We start from the raw sequence: 25,951 nt of genomic DNA, 5'->3' as shown, positions 1-25,951 counted from the left end.
TTTTTTAATAAGCAGCATTTCCAGATTGCTAATCTATGGATCCGGTTTGTACGATTTCCACATTTGCATTTACATGAATTTTCACGTTGGGATAATCCTCATTCCATTGTTTTTCATTAAATCCACGAAAATGTTCTTTATATTTTGCCCCTAAACCTAAAGGATCCACTTTATGCTTTTGAAATTGAGAGATGATACTTAATGCACTTTTTTCTATTTCTTTTTCAACCTGCTTTTGATATTTTTTTTTATCAAAAGCCTGCCTTTTCTTTTCTGAGGGAGCAAACTCTTGTAATTTTGTTTTCAATTTTAAGTTAATCGTAAATTCTGGTCTCCCATCTAGAATTTTCACTTTATATTTTGCATTTGAATCTAGTGTTTCAAGAACGACCTTATCACGATTAGCTAAGATAAATTGACGTAATCCAATATTGTTTATATCAACCAGTGCTTTAAAAATAAAAAAATCTTTCATTGGAAAAGATGTTACATAACGATCATCCTTAAAAATTGCGATGCCGGTAATCCTAATGTTATCGGCTTCCTTCTTAATTAATGGTAAATAAGGATCTTGTCCTATTTGAAAATATTGAAATAAAAAGGATTGTAAATTAGTTTGAGGAAGTAATCCCATTTTCATATTGTGCTCTAGCAATTCTTGGATATGAATGGAAACATTCTCATTTTTATATTTCTTCATTTTATATAATTGATTTGCATCGCCATCAACAATTGCCATTTGAACAAGGCTCCCAATGGCCGGATCACGATGTAAGGTATCTACAAAATCATTTATCCCTGTCTTTGCAATTTTTTTGCCATAAAGAGCTACACGAATCTGACCACTTACCAATGGATAGCGAGTTTCGTTATTTAAGATTGAACGAATCTCTTTACTGGATTTCCCTATAGCTGTTCTGACTTCTGTAGTAGAAGTTTTGTCTTTTTTAAAAATAGGAAATACAATCGTTCCCTTTATGTTCGATTTTTCACTCAGATCATACCCTACCCCCTGAGACATATCGATTTCATTGACAATGTTGGTAGGGAGAAAGGTGCACCCTGACAATAATAAAATAAGAAACAAACAAAACGCTGACCTATTCATCATGTTGCTTACCCCTTTTTAAAAAAGTTAAAACGAGTAAGAGTAGGGGGATATAGCCGTAAAACACCCATAAATTCATTTGAATGATTAATTTATTCAACATTTCTTTGAAGGAACCATTTAAATGACAAAGGATAACACTTAAAAGGCAAAGAAGGAGCAACGTATGCTTTTGCTTCCTGTTAAAAATTATCTTTAAACCTCTGCTGGAGCACCATAAAAAAAGTGCGATTAAAACACTAACGATAATCAAATACATGGATATATACAGGTATTCAAATCGTTCCAAGAAAGACAACGTAACTGTTTTTGTTAACGAAAGTTCTGGCCAAATTGTCGCTTTTAACTGATTTTCACTAAAAAAGGTAAAGGAAACAATAGCAGACATAGTATACAGTAAAGTAGTAAATAAACCACCTAAATGAGCAAATTTTTTTGAAGCTTCAGGATTTCTTATAAATGGATAGTACATCAACAATGCTTCGGTTCCCGCTAGTGTGTACATCGAGTTTTTGAGGGAATCTACCATATCCATGAAGGAATGATTCATAATCGGCAGCAAATTTGAAAAGTGTGCAATTTTTAACGGGAAGATAAAAAGTACAATAAGTAATATTTGTGGGAAAATAAACGATAGAAAAGACATGCCGACAATAACCCGAAATCCTCCAGAAACACAATAATATACTGAAAGTAAAATAATAGTCGAAAGTATCCATGAAGGCATGGTAGGAAACATCCATACTTGAATGATTTCAATAAACCCAATTAAAACAGAAACACTTGCCAACCAATAATAAATCATGAAAATTAAGCTAAGAAATTTGCCTAGTCCATTTCCAAAAATAGTGGTATGAACATTGATAATATCTCCATTGGTTTTTCCTAAAAGTTTGTACATAACCCAGATAAACGCTTGCACTAAACACCCGGCAGCTAATACACCAATCCAGGCATCATATCCTGCTTTCGCGGCAATGGTCCTTTGAAAACTTAAAATGCCAACACCAACCTGGGAATTGTAAATGATAAAGAAGACTAAATAGGGAGAAACTTGATGTCTAATATTAGCTTGCAAATTGTTTTTCCCCTTTACGATTTATTCATAAAAATCGTTCGCCGGCCCCGATTTTTTTCCTTTACCTGTTGATTTCCACTTCTTTTGAGGTCTCAAGGTTTTGGGGTTTTCTTTTTGCATGGAAAAAGGGAGCCTTATCCATAAATCCTGAAAGGAAGTATTCCGTATTGGATACTGGCTTAAATAAGGCCGACCAAGTGACGTTAACCGGAGTAAATGGATTTGTGTAAGCAGGAAGGCTAAAAACACCCCAAGCAAACCAAACCATTGGGCAAGAAAAATGACCGGAAACTTGATAAACCGAATCGTATTACTGAATTTATATACAGGTGACGTGTAGGAAGCCAAGGAGCCGAGTCCTACTAAAATAAGCAAAACATTGCTAGTTAATCCGGCTTCCACAACAGCTTGCCCGATTACTATGCCACCTACAACACCGAGGGATTGACCAATTTTAAGCGGCAGACGGATTCCTGCTTCTTTTACCATTTCAATCATTAATTCTAAAAAAAGAGCCTCTAAGAATGGTGCAAAAGGAACGGCTGCCCTTGAGCCTACAAGTGTTTCTAGTAAACGCGCCGGAATTAATTCATAGTGATAAGTCATAATGGCCACATACATAGGACTTATCATTGTCGAGATGAACATAGCTGCTAGTCGCAATAACCGAAAGAAATTTGAAAGGATCCAGGAATAGTTATAATCTTCCATGGCTATAAAAGATTCCATTAAGGTAACGGGGAGGATGACAAGATTCGGTGATCCATCTACTACTATAATAATTTTTCCCTCCGTGAGACCGGCAGCGACTCGATCTACCCTTTCCGTTGATATCGATTGTGGAAACAAGGAATTAGAATTGTCTTCAATCATCGATGCGATATAAGAGCTGTCCTGGATATGATCATATTGGATATCTGTTATTCTTTGGATGACCGTGTTTACATTTTCAGGATCAGCAATTCCATCTATGTAAAGTACTGCTACTTTTGTTTTGGATAGCTCTCCAACCTTCATTTCTTTGACTTGCAGTTCAGGAACAGGCAATCTTTTTCGAACCAGATTGATGTTAGTGTCTAATTCTTCAATAAATCCAACCTGCGGTCCTAGGGCCGAGGATTCCATTGTCGGTACGCCGACATCGCGAAATTTACTATTCGCAATATTGATTAATAAGCATTCTTCATCAAAACGGTGTTTTTGAATGGCCATATGTCCATTCAATATATTTTGGATGATTTCATTTGTATCCTTCGATAAAATAATTTCTTGAACAGGGATTCTACTTTTTAACTCATCTAATGGAATGTGTTCCTGTAAATAGGGCAGAACATCTTTATGTAAAATGTCTGATGAAATAAGGGTGCGATAGTATGAAATCCAAAAAGGCGCATCTTCTCTGAAAGAAGTATGTTCATGAATGAAATCATTCGATTGTGATAATCGTTCAAGCCAATTTGAATCGTTCCTTCTGTCGGAGCCCTCACCTTTGTCCTTTTCACTATTTTTTAAGTTCATCTTAATCCCTCAAAAATGTTTTTTCTAATTATGTGTAAAATGGGAAAATTTATTCTTACTTTCATTATTTTGGTAAAGGACCATAGAAAAAATACTCTATAAGACTCGTGATTTCTAAATATTCAAAAGAGTATGCTAGAATAAAAATAGAGTAAAAATCACTCAGATGTAAAAGTAAAAATATTGAAAATACACAGTGGTATGTGATAACTGTTCATTGTCCTAGTAAGCACAGACTAAGGGGTTGAGTAAAAATAATGAGTCTTAAGCAAATGCACATAAAGAATGCTTTTGAATTACCCAAAGAAAAAGTTGTAAATGAATTCTATGAACGAATTATTACCATCCCGATTGAAGCAAGAACAAATTTGAAGAATGAGCTCATTACGATGATTGGCGAGGAACGAACGAGAGGCGTGTTTATTCGCTACGGCTGGCATTGCGGTGTGAGTGACGCAGAAAAAGCAATGTCGCTGGAATGGGACGATCAGATAGATTTGGCATTAGCAGGTCCTAAATTTCACATGCTTCATGGATATTTAGATAAAGTGGAAATTTTAGATATGAGCTTTGATGAGCAAAAGAAATGCAATTTTATTAAAGTGCTTTGGATTAATACGTTTGAAGCCACTCAATATTTAAAAGCCAAAGGTCTAAGTCAAGAGCCTGTTTGTCATAACTTGTGTGGTTATGCAAGCGGTTACCTCTCAAAAGTTTTACAGCAGCCTATCCTTGTTAAGGAAGTTGAATGCCGTGCGATGGGCCACGAGCAATGCAAGTGTATTTGTATGCCAATTGAAAAATGGGGAGAACAAATTACGAGTGACCTAAGTTATTATCAAAACACTAGCATGATCAAGGAACTCGATGAAATAACAGCAAAATTAAAAATGGAGCGGGACCATTTAAGTAAAGCGAGTGATATACACCGGCAATTAATTGAGGAACTACTGTCAAACCAAGGTATACAAAAAGTGGTTGATATTTTATTTGAAACGACTGGATTAAACGTCTTTATTGAAGATGAATATAATCAAATTATTGTAAAATCAGGAAACCTTCCGGAGCAGCTTACTTTAAATAAATTTAGAGATTCGAACACTACATTTGTACGTTATTCCGAAAAGCTTTCATTGTTACGGACACCCATTTATTATGGACAACAAATTAAAGGCTATTGTTCTTTCGTTTACTCAGGTGACAATCACCCTAATGAGCTTGATTATATGATTATTGAAAATGCGGCCATAACGTCTTCGCTGATCTTATTCAATGAAAGTATTAAGGTTAATACGGAGCAAACGATTAAACGGAGCTTTTTAAATGATATCTTAGAAGGGCGATTAGCAAAGGAAGAAATGTATAAAATCGCCTATTATTTAGATTTCAATCCTTCTTCGACTTATTGGATGCTAACGTTGGAAGGATTTGTAAAGGAATCAAGTATTGAAAATGAATTAGCGTTTAATGAAGAAATGATTGGTCATATTCATCTGTTTTTGAAAGAACGCTCTATCAACTCGATCGTTTCACAAAAACTTAACAAAATCATCATACTAATTGAGTACCCAACTTTTGAAAAATTACATATAACACAGTCCTCATTTATAGATCAATTGTTAAGACATTGTTCACGGCGCTTCCCAAAATATAGGATCTCTGTTGGTGTCAGCTCAGTCATCCAGGAGTTTTCACAAACTGTCACGCTATACAATGAAACATTGGCAGCATTGCGTACCACAAACAATCGAAAAAATGTTTATTACTTCGAAGACCTGGGAATTGAAAGCGTTTTATTCCAATTGCAAGATGATGTGCTGATTGAGCGGTTCGTGAATCAACATATTGGCAGATTGTTAGAAGCAGATAGTAGTGAATTTGAGTTAATCAAAACGTTATACACTTATATAGATAATGGAAGCAGTATTAATAATACGGCAAAGGAATTATCGATGTCGATTAGCGGATTACGCTATCGCCTGACCAAAATTAGCGAGATTTTAAATCATGATCTTAATGACACACAATATGCCTTCACACTTTATCTAGCAATTAATATTTTAAAAGCTAAAGGGAAAATTGAGATTTAACCTGAAGGGCCTTCCCTAATGGTAGAGACGTCCTAAAATATTTTTATAATGTCCTGGATTTAGTACTTATTATCTAAAAACCATAATATCTTTTTACGTAGATATCGTAAAAGGAGAGATATGATGGATCAATTTGATGTAATTATTATTGGCAGCGGCCATAATGCGTTAATAACAGCTGCCTATTTAACACGGGCCGGGAGAAGTGTATTAGTATTAGAAAAAAATGATCGTCCAGGAGGATTTCTGCGTACAGAAGAGTTGACACTGCCAGGTTTCAAACATGATGTCTATGCTGCTGCTCATCCGCTTTTTACAACCGGACCAGCGTACGCAGACTTAAGAGAGGACTTAGAAGCACGCGGGCTTCGCTATTTAAATACAGACCTGCCGACGGGCGTTTCCATGGAAGACGGACGAACAGCGGTCCTTCCTTCTTCTTTTGAGGAGCTCATATCTGAGGCGGAACGGTTGGCACCTGGTGACGGTACAGCGCTGGCAGGAATGTTTGAACAGCTGAATCCTTATGTAAACGATGTTTTTGGGTTATTTAACATGGATCTTTCCAGCCCGGAAGCTGCACCTATCATCAAGCGTCTACTTCATCAAGATGGCGGCGTGGGTTATTCACCATTTGCAGCATCGCTCGTATCAACAGCCCGTAATACGGTTAGTTCGCTTAAGTCACCTGTGACGAGGGCGATGCTTGCTTCCTGGGTTACACACCTTGGCCGCACACCAGATGAGGTGGGAAGTGGAATATGGGTGCCGCTCACCGTGATGGCATTAATGGGCGGCGGAATGCCAACGCCGGAGGGTGGCAGTGAGAAGTTAGTTCATGCATTAGCTCAGCTGATCAAGGACCAAGGCGGGGAAATTCTTACAGAGATTCAGGCCGAGCGGATTTTAGTGGAAAATGGTCGGGCAGTTGGCGTTAGGACCACAAAGGGGAAAAAGTACCGTGCCAAACAGGCGGTGGTGGCCTCAACCACACCTGATCAGCTGTATCTCTCGCTATTGGCCGATACCGAAATATCACCACCACTGCGTGCGCAAGCAAAACAGTATCGATACGGCAGAGGATGTGTGCAAATTCATTTAGCTCTGAGTGAGCCGCCAAACTGGCCGGATAAGCGGTTTAACCGTGTCGGTCAGCCACATCTAACTGATGGGCTAGACGGATTTACCTTAGCCATTGCCCAAGGCGCAGCTAATCTGCTTCCGTCAAATCCGACCTTTACCGTTGACTGTTCGACAAACCTTGATCCTACGAGGGCACCTGCAGGGAAAGCCATTATGCGTATTCAAGTGCTGGAAGTACCAATAAGGCCAAGCGGGGATGCTGCAAATCTCATCGATGTGGGGGATGGGAAATGGTCGCATGATTTGACAGAGCGTTTTACAGAACGCGTGCTAAACGTTGTCAGCAAGCATATTCCAAACATCCCAAGTGCGGTCATCGGAAAATACGTGGTCACACCAGACACAATTGCGAAGTATAACCCGAATGCTGGTCCGGGGGATCCGTATGGTGGTGCACATGATTTAGGTCAGAGTTATCTTTTGAGACCATTACCAGGGCAGCCGGGCCATCAGACAGCAATAGCTAATCTGTATATGCTCGGGGCCGCAACTTGGCCAGGACATGGGGTAAATGGTGGATCGGGGTATATAGTGGCTCAGAAACTATTAACACAATAAAATTACAAATTATAGAATACAATCAAGAGTAAATGACTAGTAATCAATCCATCTTTTAATTTTTTTTAAAAAAGGCGTGTTGAATAATTGAATCGTACCAATTTTATTGTGGCCTTGCCCATTAACTTGTTAATGGACAAGGTTTTTTTGTTGTTAAAGATGAAAAAGGTTCATTTGCTTCATCCTTTTACAATAACAATTTAGCTAACATCCTTTAATTTAAAACGGATATACGCTATCCAATTAACTATACAAAGAAAATATTTAATAGGAAACGTGTTAAAAACAATCTAAATTCAATATTTTTCGTAGGTATATTTCAAATATTCTAAATATTATAATTCAAAACAGAAGCAGGTGCTTTATAAGAATTGAAAACGTTTACTTAAGAGGAGGAAGGTATATGGCAGTTAATCTTTTAGAAGTTAAAAAGACTCCTAACAAAGAGGAACTTCTTAAAAGGGCAAAGGAAGTTGGATTATTAGCTGAAAAATATGCTTTAAAGGCAGATCAAGATTCAAAGCTTCCAGATGAAGTGATTGAAAAAATTAAAGAAGCTGGTTTTCATAAGCTTATGCGGCCGAAAGCTTATGGCGGTCAATATTTGGATTACTTTACATTTGGTGAAATTATCCGCACAATCGCCAATCATAGTGTCGCTGCTGCCTGGTTAAGTTACTTCTTTGTGATTCATGAAACCTGGGTTGCCTTTTTGCCAAAAGAAAGCCGTGATGAATTATACAATCATGGTGGATTAATGGCAGACGTTTTTGCTCCTGTCGGGAAAGTTACAGATGATGGCGAAGGCTATCGCCTATCAGGTCAATGGAACTTCTGCAGCGGCGTGCTTTGGAGTGATTGGATTGGTTTAGGTGCAATTGCTAAGTTAAAAGATGGCACAGAGCCGGAATATTGTATGTTTATTGTGAATAAAGAGGAAGCGGAAATTATCCATAACTGGGATGCAATGGGCTTGCGAGGCTCAGGAAGTAACGCGGTAAAAGTTGATAACGTTTACATACGGCCGGATCGTATTTTCCATGCAACTCGAGTGATTAATGGTGCAGCTGCGGTAGATGGCAATTATGATAAGGACTATCAAATTTTCAATGTCCCATACATCCCATGGTTTTTGATGGGGTTCCAATTTATTCAGATTGGCGGCGTTGAACGATTAATTGAAATCTTCCAAGAAAAAACAGAAAACAGGATTCGCGTTTTCAACAATAATGCAAATGAAAAAGAAGCAGCTAGCAGCCAGCGCGTACTAGCGGAATTAAAACTTCAATTAAGCTCTTTAAAAGGCTTAGCAAATGAATATTGTGAGAAATTAACGTATTTCGAGCAAAATGGCATGACAACATTGGATGAAGAAGAACGTGAAAAATTGTTCGGGATCCGTGGGCACATAGCGAAGACGTCTTCAGAAATGGCTCTCCGTATTTTGCTCACTTTAGGTGGAAACTCCGTATTTAAAGGGCAGCCTACTGAATTATTTGTACGTGACCTAATGACAGCGGCTTCTCATCCGACGCACCATTACGAAGATGCAATGGCTTCATACGGCAAATCAATCTTTGGATTTAAAGGAAACCCAATTTGGTAAATTAAACTTTGGAGGGAATGGAAATGATGAAAGAACCTATTTTTGATGTCGCACATTTAGCACATATTGAAATTTATAGTCCGAAAGTAGAAGAGTCTGTGTGGTTTTTTAAAGAAATTTTAGGGATGGAAGAATCGCACCGACAAGGTGATTCTGTTTATATGCGTGCATATGAGGATTTTTATCATCATACATTGATCATTACAAAAAATGAGGAAGCGGGTCTTGGGCATGTTGCCTGGCGTGCCACTTCTCCGCAGGCGCTAGAACGTCGTGTACGAGAAATTGAAGCGACAGGTTATGGAACCGAGTGGATTCAAGGCGATATTGGTCATGGACCAGCGTATCAATTTACAACGCCAGATGGTCATAAAATGGAAATTCTTTGGGAGGTTGACTATTTCAAACCGACAGAAGAGCAAGCAACGCCACTTTTGAATCGTCCGCAAAAACGTCCGCGTCGCGGTGTACCAGTACGTCGCTTAGACCATGTGAATGTACTGGCGAAGGAAACAAATAAAAACGTTGAGTTTTTAGAAAATGCACTTGGATTTAAAGTGCGCGAACGGATTCTAAATGATGATAATACAGATGTTGCAGCATGGTTAAGTTCAAACTCATTAGTGCATGAAGTGGCGATCATGGGAGACGCGTTAGCTGAAAAGGGAAGACTGCACCATATTTGCTACTGGTACGGGTACCCTCAACATTTAATGGACGTGAGCGAATTATTGGTGGAACACGGCTATAAAATTGAAGCCGGCCCTGGTAAGCACGGTGTATCTCAGGCCTATTTCCTATATGTGATTGAACCTGGGGGCAATCGTGTCGAATTATTCGGAGACACAGGTTATCAAGTTTTTGACCCAGACTGGAAAACAGTTGAATGGAAAGGGAAGGATTTAGAGCATGCAATTATTTGGTACGGCTCTAACTTACCACAAGAGTTCTTTGAGTATGGAACACCAGTGAAGAAAAAGGAAGCTGCACCAATAAAATAATCGGTGTTTAGATTAGAAGGTGAGCCTTGGCTGTCAACGTACGTACAAGCCCACAATGAATGGAAACAAAAAGCGGGAGGAAGCTTTAATAGTTTCCTCTATCTTTTTTTAATAGATGGAAGGAGCAATCCGTTATGACGATTAGTTCAAAATATATGGATATTAGTGGAATCAACACCCACTATCATGAAGAAGGGGCAGGAGAAGAAAAAATTATTTTAATACATGGATCAGGGCCTGGTGTATCTGCCTTTGCAAACTGGCGCTTAATTTTTCCTCGATTAAGTGATTCCTACCATGTATTTGCACCAGATATTATCGGTTTTGGTAAAACTGATAAACTCCCTGATCACCAATATACCGTTGATTTATGGGTACAACATTTAATTAGCTTTATAGAATCTGTGTCTGATGAGCCTGTTCACTTAGTCGGCAACTCCATGGGCGGGGCATTAGCACTCCATGTTGCCTACCAAAGACCTGACCTTGTGAAAAAATTAATTTTAATGGGCAGTGTCGGCATCAAGCACCAAATTTCAGAAGGGTTAGAACGTGTTTGGGGGTATGAGCCAAGTTTGCAATCAATGCGAGAATTGATTGAATTATTTTCTTACGATGAAAAAGCAGCAAAGAATGAAGAATTAGTCCGTCTTCGCTATGAAGCTAGTATAGAACCTGAGGGGAAAGAGGCATTTTCGGCCATGTTCCCAGCGCCCCGCCAACAAAAACTGGACGAATTGGCGTTAAGTGATGAACAAATTCAAAGTATTAACGTCCACACACTATTATTCCATGGCTTGAATGATAGAGTTATACCAATTAAAGATACAAGCTACCGTCTAATTGAATTGCTTCCGCATGCAGAACTACACGTATTTAATGAGTGCGGGCATTGGACACAAATCGAAAAAACCGAGCCGTTCTTGGAGAATATTTTAAGATTTATTAAATGAAAAAATTTAATAAATCATTAGGCAGCTGGTAATTTCTATATGTCTACTATTATTAAATAATCTTAGGAGGTCACAGAGATGGATGATCGTCAATTTCGGACGGCAATGGGAAAATTCGCAACAGGGGTAACCGTGATTACCACAGAACTTGATGGAGATATACATGGGATGACGGCAAATGCCTTCATGTCAGTATCCCTTGATCCCAAGCTTGTTGTCATCTCAATTGGAGAAAAAGCGAAAATTTTAAATAAAATCAAGGAAAGCCGGATCTTTTCCGTGAACATTTTGGCTGCTGATCAACAAGAGCTATCAATGATTTTTGCGGGACAAATCAAGGAACCTCGCGATGTTGTTTTTGATCGTCTGGATGGAAAACCAGTGTTAGCAGGCGCGTGTGCACAGGTGGCTTGCGAAGTATCTACAGCACATCTTGAAGGAGATCATACACTGTTTATTGGAAAAGTAACCGATATTCGCCTTGAGGAAAAGGAACCTCTTGTTTTCTTTAACGGGAAATATCGTGAACTGGCTGGTATAAGCTGACCTTATCATTGGAACATGAAAGGAGACTGTATGAAAACCATCTATTTAAATAAGGGGAATTTGGCAGCTTATCAGGAGAGTGCAAGCTCAAATGTGATGGCACTTGGATGTTTTGACGGTCTCCATCTTGGCCATGTAAAAGTGATTCAATCTGCATTGCGGGAAGCAAAGGAAAGAAACGTACGACTTTCAGTTATGAGTTTCTTTCCTCACCCGAAAACGGTCATTGGGGAGAAGGCTTGTTTTCACTATTTAATGCCGCAGTCTGAAAAAGAAAAAAGGCTTAGTGAACTTGGTGTTGATATTTTTTATCTTGTGGAATTTGATAAAGACTTTGCTGGGTTGTCACCTCAAGCATTTGTTCAGGAATACCTCATCAAACTGGGTGTTATTCATGCAATAGCAGGATATGACTTTTCGTATGGTAGTCGCGGTGCAGGGAATATGAAAACATTGAAACAAGATTCCGGGGATCGGCTTGAAGTAACTACCGTCGGCAAGGTCGAATATAAAGGAGAAAAAATCAGTTCGACTCGTATCAGACAACAACTATTACATGGGCATGTCGAGGAGCTGCCAAATCTTATCGGAAAGTCTTACGAGATAAAATGTGTATGCGCCGGAACGGTATTAACACCCTATTCGAATTATACACTCCCTGCTCCAGGACGCTATGAAGTTACAGTGTATAATAACCGAAACTCTTTACGAACCGAAGTGGATGTAAACGAGAAAAGCATAATGATGACGAGAGAAAAGCAGATTCCATCATGGCTTGAAGGAAACATAACCATAATATGGAATCGGTTGGTGAAAGCTGAAAGGATCAATCGGGGGAGTTTTATTATAAATATACAAAGATCGAATCAAGTGCTTGAAGCCTAAGATCATTTACTTCAGGCAGAAAAAACAATAATTCTGTTGCCTCACTTACTGATTTGTATCCTGATTAAATGATGTGGATGCAAAACATCATAATAATAAGATCAATTAACGTTCCTACAATTTGTAAGGAACGTTTTATATTTCAAATTCAATCGAGTTTCATAATCATATTATGTTAACTAAAAACGCAGGAGGGACGGTTCTGATGGTTCCATTTTGTTTAACACTAGACAAAAAAAGCCAAGAGAACCGTCCCCATTGTTCGGTTTCCCTAAAATATCATATAGACGATAATAAGGATTTTAAGTATGATTAAAATTGAGAAAATTTTCACTAGTTTATTAATCTAAATAATTGTATCCATTGAATATTTGACAAATGAGGAGGATATATGAGATTTCGTACGAAGCTCTATACGAGCATAGGATCATTACTTTTGTTTATTACGATTATTGTGATGATCTTAATGAACATGCTTGAACAATCAACCGTTAAGATGAATGTTGTGATTAATGATTTAAATGAAAGAATCGAAATTGCTTCCACGATTAAAGATGAAACGTCCTTATCGTCAAATGTGTTAAATGCCTTGTTGAACAATCGTGAAGCAGCAATCAATTTGGACTTGACGAATGCTTGGGAAAATTCAAATGCAAGTTTACAAATTGCGATTGAATCACTGGAGAAAAAGGACACACAAGAGAAGTCTCAAGAACTCATTAGTAAATTTAAAAGCTTACATGAATCCTATCGAAATATGGGCGAGCAAGCGTTGATGGAAAGAAAAATCAATCCTAACGCTGAACTTACTCCTGCTTTTTTGACTGATTTGGAACGAACCAGTCAGAGGATGACTCAAATGACCGAACTGCTTCATGGTATACAAGAGCAAGGGTTGAAGAACGAACTGTTACGTTCAAAAGATACCTATAATTGGGCTGTTGAAAATATTTACATATACCTAGTCATTGGCTTAATCATCGGAATAAGTTTTGCCATTTGGATCATAAGAAGCATCAGCAATAACCTTAACAAAGTAACAGAAGTAATGAAACAAGCAGCGGCCAGTGATTTTGATACAATACCGCGTATTGAGATCTCCTCAAAAGGTGAACTGAGTGAAATTGCGGTAGCCTTTAATAAAATGGCCAAAGCACTTGAGGAACATAGTAGAATCGAGAAACAAGTAAAAGAAGATGCAGAAGAGCTGAGCTGGCTGAATAGACAAATTGCTAAAATTGCAACACTATATACGGAAGTAGAAAATGTGCAGATGTTAGCAGATATGCTTATCACAAAGCTAGTACCTATGGTGGGAGCGAGCTACGGGGTCTTTTATTTAAAAGAAGTTAACAAAAGTGACCAGTATTTAACAAGGATGTCGTCCTATGCCTCCTTGAGTACGGAGCAAGAACGAAAGCAATTTCGTTTAGGTGAGGGATTAATTGGGCAATGTGCACTTTTAAAACGCCCCATCCATCTAAACCAAGTTCCGGACGATTATCTAAAAATCGGTTCAGGCCTGGGAGAAGCTTCTCCTAAAACAATAATGATTTTACCAGTATTATTTGAAGAACAAGTACTTGCAGTGATTGAAATTGCTTCCTTTGAGACGTTAACCCCAATACAAATAAAGCTGCTTGAAAAAGTGAATAACAATTTAGGGATTAAAATTAACAGTATTATCAACCACATGAAGGTAGAACAATTATTGCAAGAGTCACAAGCCCTGACAGAAGAGCTGCAGGCCCAATCAGAGGAACTCCAGATGCAGCAAGAAGAGTTAAGGACTACAAATGAGAAACTAGAGGAACAGTACGAAGCGTCTAAACAACAGAACTTCGAAATACAAGAGGTCAGTGCGGCGCTTGAAGAAAAAGCACAGCAGTTGGAGCTAAGTTCTAAATATAAATCTGAGTTTCTAGCAAATATGTCACATGAACTAAGAACACCTCTAAATAGTTTGCTCATTCTAGCACAAATCCTCTCTGAAAATGGAGAAGGAAATCTGACATATAAACAGCAGGAATACATTAAAACCATTAACACTTCCGGAAATGATTTATTGAATTTAATCAATGATATATTAGATTTGGCCAAAGTAGAGTCTGGTAAACTAGATGTGATAGCAAAGGAAGTAGAATTGAATCAGTTGAGAGATATCATCTATCGTCAATTCTCACACATTGCAAATAAGAAGAAAGTTCATTTTTCAATTGAATTGGACAAAGCATTGCCAATGACGTTCTTCACGGATGAGCAAAGACTGCTGCAAATTCTAAAAAATCTGCTAGCCAATGCGTTTAAATTTACGGAAAGTGGCAGTGTCTCCTTACAAATCCATAGTGTCATGAAAAACATCACCAGGAATCAAGGAGAAGAACAACAACTAGAGCGAGTGTTCGCTTTTTCTGTGATCGATACGGGTATTGGAATTGAGAAAGAAAAGCAAAAGACGATTTTTGATGCATTCAAACAAGCAGATGGGACGACAAGCAGGAAATATGGAGGTACGGGATTAGGTCTTTCAATCTGCAGGGAACTTGCTCAGTTATTGGGCGGGTTTATAGAAGTTACAAGTGAAATTCGGAATGGAAGCACATTTACGTTATATTTGCCAAACCTTCAAATGAATAACAAGATCATAGATATCTCTGCGGCTCGAGCGGAAGCAGCGGTGAGTTTGGAATCGAACTATCTTGTAAACAGTAATGATCAAATTTTAAAGGAAGAGTCCATGATTAAACATGGGAAGTCGATTCTGAAAAACAAGAAAATTCTTATCGTCGATGATGATATTCGTAATGTATATGCCTTAACGATTGCGTTAGAAAATTATGATATGGAGATCTTGGTGGCAGAAAACGGCAGGGAAGCGTTGGAAGTTTTAAAGGAGCATCCGAAAACCGACCTGATATTAATGGATATTATGATGCCTGAGATGGATGGGTTTGAAGCCATCCAACATATTCGTAAAATAAGCAAATTTGAAACGATACCAATCATCGCCCTTACAGCAAAGGCGATGAAACACAGCAGAGAAGAATGCCTGGAGGCTGGGGCTACCGACTATATTAGTAAGCCGATTAACTTAGAACAACTGTTCTCGTTAATGCAAGTTTGGCTGTTTACGAAGGAGGGCTAGAAAATCGCACAGGAAAAATTGCATGAAACTAGTAGTCTAGCTCAGACTGAAGAAATCGAGAGGATTGAAATCGATTTATTACTTGAGGCAATGTTTCGTCATTATGGCTATGATTTTAGAAACTATGCCTATCCTTTTATCCAAAGGAGAATTAACCATCGCGTTCAGATTGAGAGACTATCAAGTATATCAGCGCTTCAGGAAAAAATTCTTCGTGAACCTAGTGTGATGGCAAGATTACTTTCCGATTTCTCCATCAATGTGACGGAGATGTTTCGAGATCCATCCTTTTTTAAGAGTATCCGGACAAAGGTGATTCCTTTACTAAAGGATTATCCGTCGATTAAAATTTGGCATGTTGGCTGTTCTTCAGGTGAGGAAGTGTATTCCATGGCGATACTCCTGCATGAAGAAGGAATCTACGATAAAACAAGAATTTATGCAACCGATATAAATAAGAATATTCTCGAAAAAGCAAAACAAGGTACCTTCCCGTTGGAAGAGATGAAGCTCTATACCAAAAACTATATTGAAGCAGGAGGGAAACAGGCCTTTTCTGAATACTATAAAGCCATTGACGATAAGGTTTGTTTCCACCCATTTCTTCAGAAAAACATGATATTTGCCCAGCATAATGTGGTATCAGACCATTCTTTTAACGAGTTTGATATTATTATATGCCGAAATGTTCTCATCTATTTTAATAAGAATCTTCAAAATGATGTGCATCAATTACTATATGAAAGCCTGGGTAATTCAGGTTTTCTTGGCTTAGGAAAAAGAGAGGGGGTTAAATTTACACGTTATGAAGACTGTTACGGAGAATTTGATGGACCAGAAAGGATCTATCGAAAAATTAAATAATACACCTCCTCAAAAGGTGAATATTTTAATGGTGGATGATCATCCAGAAAACCTTCTGGCATTAGAAGCAGTGCTCACTTCACCAAACTACAATCTTATTAGCGCGAATTCGGGAAAAGAAGCATTAAAATGCATGCTTCAATATGATTTTACTGTGATTTTATTAGATGTTCAAATGCCGGGAATGAATGGCTTTGATACAGCCAAACTGATTAAGGCGAGGGAAAAAACAAAACATATTCCTATTATTTTTATTACAGCGATTAGTCAAGATATGGATCATGTTCATCAAGGATATTCTGTAGGAGCAATCGATTATATTTTTAAACCCTTTCAACCAGAAACATTGAAAAAGAAAATAGAACAAATTGTTGGGATTCATCAACATCATCAAGAAAATATCATTCAGACCGATCTAAATCGTTTAGTTGAACTGAATGAAGTCAACAAAAAGCTTGATAGAACCACACTAAACCTACGACGAACGGAAGCCTTATCAAAAGCAATAAGCGATACGATAACCGATTCCATTGTCACGTTTGATAATCAAGGTTGTATTCTTTCGGTAAATCCTGCCGTCACCAGCATGTTTGGCTACCATGCACAGGAATTAATGGAAAAACACGTTTTAAAGCTTTTTCCTCAATGTGTGACTGAAATGCCAGTTAACCCATCGACATTCCTTTCTACGATTAGACAATCCTTAGGAAGAATTATAGAAGTCGTTGCTTGTAAAAAGGATAAGAACCTGTTCTATGCCGATCTATTAATTGCATCCACAATTATTGAGGATGAACCGATTTTTGTTTGTACCATACGTGATGTAACAGAAAGAAAGGAAATTGAAGAAGTTAAAAAGCAGCGATTTCATAATTTGGAACATGTCGTAGAAGCGCGGACGCTTGAGCTGACCAAGTCAAATCAGAAACTGCAAAAAGAAATTGAAGAACGAAAAAGAATGGCCGACCATCTGTTCCGTTCCCAAGAAAGGTTTCGAAAAATCTTTGATTCCAGCCCCTTATTAAAGGCGATTTTATCACAGAAGGACCTGACATTTATCGACATCAATGCCAGTTGGACAAAATTCACCGGGTATAGCGGTGACGAGTTGCTTCATCAAAAAATTAATCGCAAGAATTTTATCGATGAAGCATCAGGGAAGTCTATTGATCTAACTAAAAAGATCCGAAATAAGAAAATCAGGTATGAGACGAAAAACGGGGAAGTCCGCTCAGGATTATTGTCCACGGAAATGCTTGATATCGATTCCGAACCATGTACCCTCGTAGTATTGAATGATATTACAGAAAGGGTCCATCTCGAGAATGAAATGTATCGGCTGGACCGATTGAATTTAATCGGTGAAATGGCAGCAGGTATTGCCCATGAGATTAGAAACCCGATGACAACTGTTCAAGGATTTTTACAATTATCAAGGAATAGAGCCGACAATTTATCTACTGAATTCATCGATTTAATGTTAGAGGAATTGAACAGGGCAAACTCGATTATCACAGAATTTTTGAATCTAGCTAAAAATAAAATCAGTGTCAAAAAGAAGCAGAACTTGAACGCTATTATTGAAGCTTTATCTCCTTTGATACAAGCTGAAGCGTTCCGTTCGAATAAACAGCTTAAGCTTGACTTAGGAGAATGTCCTGACATCTCCCTTGACGAAAAAGAAATCCGCCAGCTTATCTTAAATATTGCATTAAATGGTTTGGATGCCATGACTTCTAATGGTAATTTGACAATTAAAACCTTTCAGGACAATGAGACAGTGGTTCTGCAAATAAAAGATCAAGGTCAGGGTATCAACCCAGAGGTATTATCAAAATTAGGTACACCTTTCTTTACGACAAAAGAAACAGGAACAGGTTTGGGGTTAGCCATTTGTTACAGTGTAGCCAAACGACATGAGGCCAATATTGATATCGAAACTGGTGAAAATGGGACCACCTTCTCTGTTCAATTTCAGCTTATTCCCAGCTTAAGTAGCGTCTAGATAGATTCTTTAAATAAGAGGAGAGGGGGTAGGCTGTTGTGGTAAAGAAATGGAAAATTATTTTAGTTATGGGTGCTGTAATTTCTGTTATGGTACTAGGTTTTATGTCTGTAACACTAGCTAATAAAAAGCCGACTGTGATCGTAGTTTTAAAAGCTATGGACTCAGAATATTGGAAAATTATGAAGGCTGGCATCGAAAAAGGATTTAAAGACTTTGGAATCAATGGAAAAGTGTTGGTACCAAGTGATGCAACACCAAATGCACAGGTGGAATTATTAAGTAAAACATACAAGGAAAAGCCAGATATTCTCATAACGGCTCCATACAGTTCATCTGTTGGGCCGACATTAGAAAACTTCACGGCTGTTCCTATTTTGCTAATAGATACAGACCTTGCCGTAAAAAACAAAACAGCTTATATTGGAACCGATAATGACGACTTAGGTCTAAAGGCAGGAGCTTTTTTAGCCTCCCAGCTACAACCAGGCGATAAGGTGGCAATTATCGGTGGTGATATATCTTTCTCCGTGTTTAGAGAGCGTGTGGACGGTGCTACACTATCTTTACAAAATGCGGGAATCGAAGTTGCCTATACCAAAACAGGTGTATCAGATGATCCTAAAGCAATTCAAAAGGCAATTTCAATCGCTTTGCGAGACCATCCGGATATTAAGGGAGTGGTGACCTCACACGACACCATCGCATTACCGGTAATCAAGGAATTAGAGAAGCAGGGGCTCTTGATACCTGTCATTGGGCCAGATGGTCTTACCGAGATGCTTGAGTTAATTGCAGACGAAACCCTCCCCGGTACCATGGCACAAAACCCATATGATATGGGCTATTTAAGCGTCGAAACCGCCATGAAGGTGATTCAAGGGAAAAATGTCGAACCATTCGTCGACAGTGGAGTAGATATAATAATAAAAGAAAACGCGCAGCAAAGATTGAATTTTTATGAGAAATTAGTGAAATAAAGACAAGAGGGACGGTTCTCTTGGTTCACTTCAGGCAAAAAGTGGACCAAGAGAAACGTCCCCTTTGGTTGTGGAGGGATTCAGCATGAGTAAACAAAAGCATATTGTCATTCATTGTTCTAGCAGGTGTGGTATTAGCTAGCGCAGGAATGATAGGTTTTAACTTTTATCAAGAAACAGAGAATGAAGCTGTGGTCGAAACTCAACGACAGGTAGAAAAAGAAGAAACCAAAGATGCAAGTGGAGTTGTTGAAACAAAGGTCATTAGTGCAGAAATGAATCCGACCCAAGAGAATATAGAAGCCGCACAAGAAGCAGTCGATTCATTGACTGAAAGCGAAGAAAAACGAAAGCTATCACATAGGATCACTATTGTGATAGAAGAGTTTATTCGAAACCTTAAGGCAAAAGAAGAAACACGATTGGCAGAGTTACAAGGCGACATCAATCAAGCAAAAGTTGCATTAGGTATAGATCAAGCGCCATCAGAAAAAGACGTTTTAGAAATTCTACATAATATGACCCACCAGAAAGTCCGTTCAGAAGAAAAATGGGGATTTGTTCATATCAACGAAGTAAATCTTTTAGCAGTGAAAAATGTTCTGCTGGAGAATCCTTCATTTAACCAAAATATTGATATGCTTTCTATAGTAACTGATTGGTTAAATAACGATTTTAGTAATATTGTAGCTGAACATAACTCAATATGGAAAATGAAAAATGGTTCTGTAGGAAAGGCGTATGGAATCTTGAGCCCGAGCGAAGAAGCGACGCTAGTAAAGGAACAATTTGGAGTTCAGCAATAACAAGTAACAATGAGTAACAATGGGTAACAATGGGGACGGTTCTCATGGTCTCATTAATACCACAGGAACCGTCCCTACGGTTCTCCCAATTTTATGATATTTGCTGTTAACAAAGCAGAACCCCTCAAATCAATTGAAGGGGTTCTCAAATTCTATTTTTTTTCAATCAAAGTAAATAAAACACCAGTAAGAATGAGGATAGAGCCGATCCAAAAGGTTACACCTATTTTCTCTCCTAGAATAAGCCAACCAAGTAATGTCCCAACCACAGGTTGAAAGAAGAAGAATATCCCTCCACTTGGGCGTTAAGCATTTGTAAACCTCGATTCCAAAGTAGGAATCCACCTGCTGTCGAGACAATCCCTAAATACAAGAGTCCTCCCCAAATTACTGGGTGAGTCAACTCAGAAAACTTAATGGCGTGTAATCGTGGCAAAACAAATGGTGTCAAAACGATTAGGGCTACCAGGATGGAATAGGTGGTTACGACAATTTGCGAGTAGTCACTCGGCAAACGTTTTACTAGAACAGACATAAGTGCCCATGTTAATGCAGCAATAAGTAGTGCTATACCACCAAGTTTACTCGATATATCCACATCTCCGATTCCGACAATGAGAAAGACCCCAACCGTCGCCAGACAAACGGAAAGTGACTTTTTTAACGTCAATGGTTCTTTAAGTAATAAGCGAGCAAAAATAACCATAAACGCCGGTGTTGATGAAGTTATTATCGCTCCCAACTGTGCTGTGGATAGCATTGTACCCGTTTCCTGAGCAACAATTGAAATGGCGTTACCAATAACTCCGATGGCAATGATTAATAAAAAATAACGTTTCTCGATTCGCCATTTTTGCCGGGTCATGAATCCGATGATTAGAAGTGCGGCAATAGCCACTAAATAGCGCATCCATACAAGTTCCAGTGGAGGTATGACCGCTACTACCACTTTCACAACAACGTACATACCACCCCAAATACTGGCGGCTAATGTTAAATATATAGAACCTAATAAAGTGTTTTTCATTTTAATACCCTCCGTATTTTAATTAGGTAAAATTGACCCTAACGGAGAGATGTAGTCACCTTCACTCCATTAAGAGCAGAAGTGTGCTACTGGTACATCATTTTCATATAATGGAGTCCAAAACATTTCGATCACCTCAAGTTTCCAAATTTTCTATGTTTTATTATAACAAACTATAGTAAATAACCTATGTATTTATTATAAATAAGAGAAATAATAAAAGAGTTTACTATATATATATGTACAGAAAGTATTCGTATAGATTTATAGTAACCGAGACCTATTAGTTTTTCTTTCTCTTGATGAAGGAAAATTTATCCAAGTAATGAAGATACCTGAAGAAACACGTTGTAACTTTACTTAATACAATTCGTCCTATAATAAGGGGGATTTTTTTGAAAAAATTGATAATTGTTTTTATCGGAATCATTTTAATGTTTATCGTAAGTTGTTCAAAGGAAATAGAGAATGAGGAACAAATAATAAAATTCCAAAAGTATATGGGGAATGAAGATAATTATGAGGAATTCAAAGAAATTAATAACAATGAGCGAGTTAAACAAGTGAAAGATATAGTAGATAATATTGATTGGGAAGATGCCAAAGTTTCTATGGTGCGACCTCCTGATTATAGATTTGGATTCCAATATAAAAATTCTAAATTTGAAGCGAAAGCAGCATTATATGAGCTTTGGGTAAGCCCAAAAAAGGACAAAGTGGAACTGGTTATTGACGCTGAAAGTAAATATGTCCAATTAGACAAAAAGAAATCGGCGGTCCTATACGAATTGATTACGGAAGAAAAATTATCTGACTTAAAATAATGGTATGACCTCAGAGTAGAGTGTTAAATGAAAGAGGAGATATTTTAATTGTTGAATCTGAAGGAGCAGTTTTGAAATACCTTGCTATTGTTGAGGGATAAAAAATGTTCAGGGTAAGTTGGGTGTGAAAAGAGAATTTAAAAATAAATTTCAAATATACTAGATGAAAATAGGAGGGGCAAGATGATTACGACACAATACAAAATCACCTTACCAAGTGATTATGACATGAACATTATCAAAGATCGGGTCAGAAATAATGGGCATAAAACAGATGGATTTGATGATTTGATTTTCAAACTATATCTAATTACTGAAAAAGGAGAACATCATAACCTGCAAAACAGTTATTGCCCGCTATATCTTTGGAAGAATTATAACGGCCTTAACAAATTCTTATTTGAGGGCTATTATGACAACATTCTTTCCTCGTTTGGATGGCAGCAAGTTCAGGTGGGGATTCCTTTGATGGATCCTCCTGGAAATATCAAACCATATAAATACGTGCTACATGTTCATGATCGAATTCAGCCACAGGGAAGTCTCCGTCAAACAAAAGAGGAAATAATCAAGAAGATATCACAGTTTCAACATGCTGAATATATTCTTACCTATAATCCGGATAAGTGGGAATATGATGTTTTTTACTTATTTAGTGAAATAAGTAATATAATAGAAGAAAAACATGGAGTGGTTTATACGATTCTGCATATTTCACAAGGAAACTAGTTTCCTTGGGGACGGTTCTCATGGCTCAAAATTGGTTAGATATCAAGGAGTTACCTTGGTCTGGAAGGAGAAAACATGGCGTCAAATACTTTTTATTATTTAGGTTTGATCCTTGTATCAATTATTTGGGGAATTAATTTTGGGATTTCGCGTTGGGCAATGGAAGTCTTCCCCGCAGAGGTGTTTGTTTTTCTTAGATTTGGACTTGCATTGCCGATATTATTCCTTATGTTAAAGGTGACAGAAGGCAGCGTAAAAGTGGAGAAACGGGATTTACTAAAACTAGCATTTATTGGCTTTATTGGCATCACAGCGTTAGAAATTATGGTTATGTATTCTATCAAATATACAACACTAGCGAATGCTTCACTATTAAATGTCGCTCCATGGCCAATTTTTGCGGCACTTTTTTCACCGTTATTTACTCGTGAGAAAATAACTTCCAGAGTAGCAGTGGGGGGATTAATCGCACTTATGGGGGTAACAATGATCATCCTTGGCGGAAAGGATGGCTTTGACCTTGGATCTGAGTACATGATAGGAAATTACATAGCTCTAGCCATTAGTTTAATCGGTGCATTATTTAATTTAGCCACCATGCCGTTGATGGAAAAATACTCTCCTCTACGGGTAACCACTTGGTTTATTTTTTTCGGTTCACTTTTTATATTTCCAATTACATTCGATAAATGGAGCACGATTCAATGGGAAAACCTATCATTCGCCACTTGGGGAGCGGTTGCTTATAATGTGCTGATGTGTACCGTCATTGCCATTGTTGTTTGGAATGTATCAATGAAGCATGTTGGTGCGGCAAAAGCGAACTTCTTCCGTTATTTCGTTCCAGCGGCAGCCACAGTGGCAGGTGCGTTTTTCTTTAATGAACCTATTTGGGCAGCACAGATTGTTGGTGGAGTCGTCATTGTTTTTGGTTTAGTTTGGATTGGAACGGAGAGAAAACAGCAAATTCCCCCCAAATTCTCCAACACCAATCGATAACTAATAAATAATGTAGTATTTTTAGAAGGTTTGATGTTTGAAGGTGTTTATAAAAGATAACAAAGGTGCAATTTTTGGTCCAGTTTCACGAGTCATTTTATTTGATCGGCCTACAAAGGTATTAGGAGGAATTTATTTTGGGAACAGTTTATTCATCAATACTTCCAAAACACGAAGAATTTATAAGAAAACAACGGATTTTTTTCGTTGGTTCAGCACCGCTAACAGCAGACGGTCATGTTAACATTTCACCAAAAGGTCATGATGTATTAAGAATTTTATCCTCAAATGAAGTAGCTTATCTAGACTTAACGGGTAGTGGAAATGAAACAAGTGCACATTTAAAAGATAACGGTAGAATTACTTTTATGTTCCTAGCTTTTGAAGGACCTCCTATGATTTTAAGGCTTTATGGTAGCGGTAATGTGATATTACCTGGTACACCGGAATGGACTGACATGGCGAAACATTTTGACATACTTCCTGGTGCTCGACAAATTATTCACGCAAAGATTGAAACAGTAAAAACATCATGTGGTTTTAGTGTACCGTTCTATTCATACGATGGTGAACGGGATACTCTTCAACAATGGGCTACCAATAAAAGTGAACAAGACTTAGAGGAATATCATAAAAAGAAGAATTCTATAAGCATGGATGGGATAGTAACACCGATTGGAGAAAGTTTAGCTAAATTTAAAATGTAAAATAATCCTTGTTGCACTAACAGGGGCGCACACATATTGAATTGGCGATTTGCTTGGGTTCAATAATATTCGGCTACTTAGGTAGCCTTTATTTGTTGTTTCACTATCGGTGATATATAGTAGTAGCACCAATGAAAGAATGAGAGGATACCTAATGACATTTTTAGAAAAATTGAAACCACACTTGATTAGCGATGATATTTTAATCCAAGAGGTAGTTCTGCATGCTCTGCATGATTATCCAAATGTCCCAGAAGAATGGACCAATGAATTATTGAAAGAAGCATTTAGAAATAAAGACAAACAATCATCGATCTTTATTTATGTAGAAAATCAAACCTTCAATGAAGAGTCTGTTAAAATATTATCTGAAAATATTCCATTAATGGACCCGTCCGAACGCCATTTGGCGGTGAACCTCGTCCAACGGATCGAACCAGAGCTTGCTCTTAAATATAAGAATCAGCTTCAAGCATATATTCCGAAGAGTACATGGGCTTTATATGAGTTATTGTTACATGGTACGGAAGAAGAAGTGTACTCGGAATATGGTCAAATCTTAAATGATCTTGAGCGGGCCGGTTCCGATCAGCATCATTTGTACATAACAGCAAAAAAACTAGCAGCCTGTTTGGTGAAAAAGGGCTGGGTTACAGAAACTGAAATAGACTTAATACTAGAAGAAGAAATAAAGGGAAGATGGTTTTCATTTAATGGAATTCTGAACATCTATATGATTGGGTTGTTAAAATTAGAAAAATACATTCCTTTATTGGTTCGCTTATTGGAGCGCGATGAAGACAGTTTGTTAGAAGAACTGTCCGCAACGTTAATAAGTTTCCAAAGTGATCAGGTGATAAAGGAAGTAGCACCTTATCTTAGGAAAGAAAATTCCATTATTTATGCCGCTTCAATCGTTGAAAACATGAAAACAGACTTCGCAGTACAGGTTTTAAGAGAAGCCTACACTTCTGCAAGAGAACTGGATCAACAAGATATACTATTCGAAGCACTTTGTCACCAATTTTCCGAAAAGGCTCTACCTGAAATAAACAAACATATGGAGCTAGATTATTCTTCAGGCCTTGTAGATATTGAACAGACTGCCTATAGCTACTTTTCGATTCTAGGGATAAAGCATCGAGAATTAGCTCTATGGAGACAAGTAGCACTAGAAAGAGAACTCGACTTTAGACAAAAGGGGAATGACCTCCCGAGTGCTCCAGTACGAAACGAAATTAGGGTTGGAAGAAATGATCCATGCCCTTGTGGAAGCGGCAAAAAATATAAAAAATGCTGCGGGAAATAGATAATCTTATATCCAATGTGTGTTTTATCAGAGAATAGCTTTTTTACTTGTAACTAGAAGGTCATAAGTT

At 37.9% G+C, this 25,951-nt stretch carries 20 protein-coding genes and 1 pseudogene; 17 read left to right on the top strand and 4 right to left on the bottom strand.

Features of this window, described 5'->3' with window-relative positions:
- Window positions 1-28: 28 nt before the first annotated feature.
- The 3 genes from ABC255_RS17425 to ABC255_RS17415 are packed head-to-tail and all read right to left on the bottom strand — an operon-like array spanning window position 29 to window position 3,704.
- The gene (locus ABC255_RS17425) at window positions 29-1,111 is read right to left on the bottom strand and encodes a Ger(x)C family spore germination protein (protein WP_412995419.1); all 1,083 of its coding nucleotides are present in this window, start codon (window positions 1,109-1,111) and stop codon (window positions 29-31) included.
- Window positions 1,101-2,186, bottom strand: a complete 1,086-nt coding sequence (locus ABC255_RS17420) for a GerAB/ArcD/ProY family transporter (protein ID WP_412995417.1) — start codon at window positions 2,184-2,186, stop codon at window positions 1,101-1,103. Before ABC255_RS17420 ends, ABC255_RS17425 begins: the two co-directional genes overlap by 11 nt.
- A 21-nt stretch (window positions 2,187-2,207) precedes the next feature.
- Window positions 2,208-3,704, bottom strand: a complete 1,497-nt coding sequence (locus ABC255_RS17415) for a spore germination protein (protein WP_412995415.1) — start codon at window positions 3,702-3,704, stop codon at window positions 2,208-2,210.
- Window positions 3,705-3,961: 257 nt separating this feature from the next.
- Between ABC255_RS17415 and ABC255_RS17410 the strand changes: the two genes are divergently transcribed.
- The 12 genes from ABC255_RS17410 to ABC255_RS17355 all read left to right on the top strand — a co-directional run bounded on the left by ABC255_RS17410 (window position 3,962) and on the right by ABC255_RS17355 (window position 20,286).
- Entirely contained in the window at window positions 3,962-5,794 is a 1,833-nt protein-coding gene (locus ABC255_RS17410; protein ID WP_412995414.1) for a XylR N-terminal domain-containing protein, read from the top strand.
- A 123-nt stretch (window positions 5,795-5,917) separates the two neighbouring features.
- Window positions 5,918-7,495 carry a phytoene desaturase family protein gene (locus tag ABC255_RS17405; RefSeq protein WP_412995412.1) on the top strand — a complete coding sequence of 526 codons (1,578 nt, stop codon included), beginning with the start codon at window positions 5,918-5,920 and terminating at the stop codon, window positions 7,493-7,495.
- Between the two features lie 403 nt (window positions 7,496-7,898).
- Window positions 7,899-9,101 carry an acyl-CoA dehydrogenase family protein gene (locus ABC255_RS17400; protein WP_412995411.1) on the top strand — a complete coding sequence of 401 codons (1,203 nt, stop codon included), beginning with the start codon at window positions 7,899-7,901 and terminating at the stop codon, window positions 9,099-9,101.
- Between the two features lie 23 nt (window positions 9,102-9,124).
- Entirely contained in the window at window positions 9,125-10,102 is a 978-nt protein-coding gene (locus ABC255_RS17395) for a catechol 2,3-dioxygenase (protein WP_412995409.1), read from the top strand.
- A gap of 134 nt (window positions 10,103-10,236) precedes the next feature.
- Window positions 10,237-11,055, top strand: a complete 819-nt coding sequence (locus tag ABC255_RS17390; protein WP_412995408.1) for an alpha/beta fold hydrolase — start codon at window positions 10,237-10,239, stop codon at window positions 11,053-11,055.
- Between the two features lie 78 nt (window positions 11,056-11,133).
- Complete coding sequence (locus ABC255_RS17385) at window positions 11,134-11,601, top strand: flavin reductase family protein (RefSeq protein ID WP_412995406.1); 468 nt, start codon at window positions 11,134-11,136, stop codon at window positions 11,599-11,601.
- Window positions 11,602-11,631: 30 nt separating this feature from the next.
- Window positions 11,632-12,486: an adenylyltransferase/cytidyltransferase family protein gene (locus ABC255_RS17380; RefSeq protein WP_412995405.1), complete on the top strand. Its 855-nt coding sequence runs from the start codon at window positions 11,632-11,634 to the stop codon at window positions 12,484-12,486.
- A 391-nt stretch (window positions 12,487-12,877) separates the two neighbouring features.
- Window positions 12,878-15,631 carry a response regulator gene (locus ABC255_RS17375; RefSeq protein WP_412995404.1) on the top strand — a complete coding sequence of 918 codons (2,754 nt, stop codon included), beginning with the start codon at window positions 12,878-12,880 and terminating at the stop codon, window positions 15,629-15,631.
- Between the two features lie 18 nt (window positions 15,632-15,649).
- A complete protein-coding gene (locus ABC255_RS17370) occupies window positions 15,650-16,495 on the top strand; it encodes a CheR family methyltransferase (protein WP_412995403.1) in 846 nt (281 codons plus the stop codon).
- Window positions 16,437-18,500 (top strand): PAS domain S-box protein, encoded by a 2,064-nt coding sequence (locus ABC255_RS17365; RefSeq protein ID WP_412995401.1) that lies wholly within the window; start codon window positions 16,437-16,439, stop codon window positions 18,498-18,500. The genes ABC255_RS17370 and ABC255_RS17365 overlap by 59 nt, the downstream gene beginning before the upstream one ends.
- A 38-nt stretch (window positions 18,501-18,538) precedes the next feature.
- Entirely contained in the window at window positions 18,539-19,480 is a 942-nt protein-coding gene (locus ABC255_RS17360) for a sugar ABC transporter substrate-binding protein (protein ID WP_412995399.1), read from the top strand.
- 104 nt (window positions 19,481-19,584) lie between these two features.
- A complete protein-coding gene (locus ABC255_RS17355; RefSeq protein WP_412995398.1) occupies window positions 19,585-20,286 on the top strand; it encodes a DUF6241 domain-containing protein in 702 nt (233 codons plus the stop codon).
- Window positions 20,287-20,438: 152 nt separating this feature from the next.
- On the opposite strand, the pseudogene ABC255_RS17350 reads toward ABC255_RS17355, so the two are convergent.
- Window positions 20,439-21,313 (bottom strand): annotated as a pseudogene (locus ABC255_RS17350) (DMT family transporter).
- 395 nt (window positions 21,314-21,708) lie between these two features.
- On the opposite strand from ABC255_RS17350, the gene ABC255_RS17345 reads away from it, so the two are divergent.
- From ABC255_RS17345 to ABC255_RS17325, 5 genes are all read left to right on the top strand, one after another.
- The gene (locus ABC255_RS17345; RefSeq protein ID WP_412995397.1) at window positions 21,709-22,137 is read left to right on the top strand and encodes a YhfM domain-containing protein; all 429 of its coding nucleotides are present in this window, start codon (window positions 21,709-21,711) and stop codon (window positions 22,135-22,137) included.
- 183 nt (window positions 22,138-22,320) lie between these two features.
- Entirely contained in the window at window positions 22,321-22,866 is a 546-nt protein-coding gene (locus ABC255_RS17340; protein ID WP_412995395.1) for a DUF4865 family protein, read from the top strand.
- A gap of 75 nt (window positions 22,867-22,941) precedes the next feature.
- Window positions 22,942-23,865 (top strand): DMT family transporter, encoded by a 924-nt coding sequence (locus ABC255_RS17335; RefSeq protein ID WP_412995394.1) that lies wholly within the window; start codon window positions 22,942-22,944, stop codon window positions 23,863-23,865.
- A 137-nt stretch (window positions 23,866-24,002) separates the two neighbouring features.
- Window positions 24,003-24,572: a pyridoxamine 5'-phosphate oxidase family protein gene (locus tag ABC255_RS17330; protein WP_412995392.1), complete on the top strand. Its 570-nt coding sequence runs from the start codon at window positions 24,003-24,005 to the stop codon at window positions 24,570-24,572.
- 154 nt (window positions 24,573-24,726) lie between these two features.
- Window positions 24,727-25,881 (top strand): YecA family protein, encoded by a 1,155-nt coding sequence (locus tag ABC255_RS17325; protein ID WP_412995391.1) that lies wholly within the window; start codon window positions 24,727-24,729, stop codon window positions 25,879-25,881.
- The last annotated feature ends 70 nt before the right edge of the window (window positions 25,882-25,951 follow it).

This window comes from Neobacillus canaveralius (genome assembly GCF_047237705.1).
GTDB classification, from domain to species: domain Bacteria; phylum Bacillota; class Bacilli; order Bacillales; family Cytobacillaceae; genus Neobacillus; species Neobacillus niacini_K.
This window is presented reverse-complemented; position numbering and strand designations above follow the sequence as displayed.

What these genes read in the sequence shown, in the direction of transcription:
- ABC255_RS17425 (WP_412995419.1), bottom strand. Translation starts at nt 1,111, where the DNA reads ATGATGAATAGGTCAGCGTTTTGTTTGTTTCTTATTTTATTATTGTCA.
- ABC255_RS17415 (WP_412995415.1), bottom strand. Translation starts at nt 3,704, where the DNA reads ATGAACTTAAAAAATAGTGAAAAGGACAAAGGTGAGGGCTCCGACAGA.
- ABC255_RS17410 (WP_412995414.1), top strand. Translation starts at nt 3,962, where the DNA reads ATGAGTCTTAAGCAAATGCACATAAAGAATGCTTTTGAATTACCCAAA.
- ABC255_RS17405 (WP_412995412.1), top strand. Translation starts at nt 5,918, where the DNA reads ATGGATCAATTTGATGTAATTATTATTGGCAGCGGCCATAATGCGTTA.
- ABC255_RS17400 (WP_412995411.1), top strand. Translation starts at nt 7,899, where the DNA reads ATGGCAGTTAATCTTTTAGAAGTTAAAAAGACTCCTAACAAAGAGGAA.
- ABC255_RS17395 (WP_412995409.1), top strand. Translation starts at nt 9,125, where the DNA reads ATGATGAAAGAACCTATTTTTGATGTCGCACATTTAGCACATATTGAA.
- ABC255_RS17390 (WP_412995408.1), top strand. Translation starts at nt 10,237, where the DNA reads ATGACGATTAGTTCAAAATATATGGATATTAGTGGAATCAACACCCAC.
- ABC255_RS17385 (WP_412995406.1), top strand. Translation starts at nt 11,134, where the DNA reads ATGGATGATCGTCAATTTCGGACGGCAATGGGAAAATTCGCAACAGGG.
- ABC255_RS17380 (WP_412995405.1), top strand. Translation starts at nt 11,632, where the DNA reads ATGAAAACCATCTATTTAAATAAGGGGAATTTGGCAGCTTATCAGGAG.
- ABC255_RS17375 (WP_412995404.1), top strand. Translation starts at nt 12,878, where the DNA reads ATGAGATTTCGTACGAAGCTCTATACGAGCATAGGATCATTACTTTTG.
- ABC255_RS17365 (WP_412995401.1), top strand. Translation starts at nt 16,437, where the DNA reads ATGAAGACTGTTACGGAGAATTTGATGGACCAGAAAGGATCTATCGAA.
- ABC255_RS17340 (WP_412995395.1), top strand. Translation starts at nt 22,321, where the DNA reads ATGATTACGACACAATACAAAATCACCTTACCAAGTGATTATGACATG.
- ABC255_RS17335 (WP_412995394.1), top strand. Translation starts at nt 22,942, where the DNA reads ATGGCGTCAAATACTTTTTATTATTTAGGTTTGATCCTTGTATCAATT.
- ABC255_RS17325 (WP_412995391.1), top strand. Translation starts at nt 24,727, where the DNA reads ATGACATTTTTAGAAAAATTGAAACCACACTTGATTAGCGATGATATT.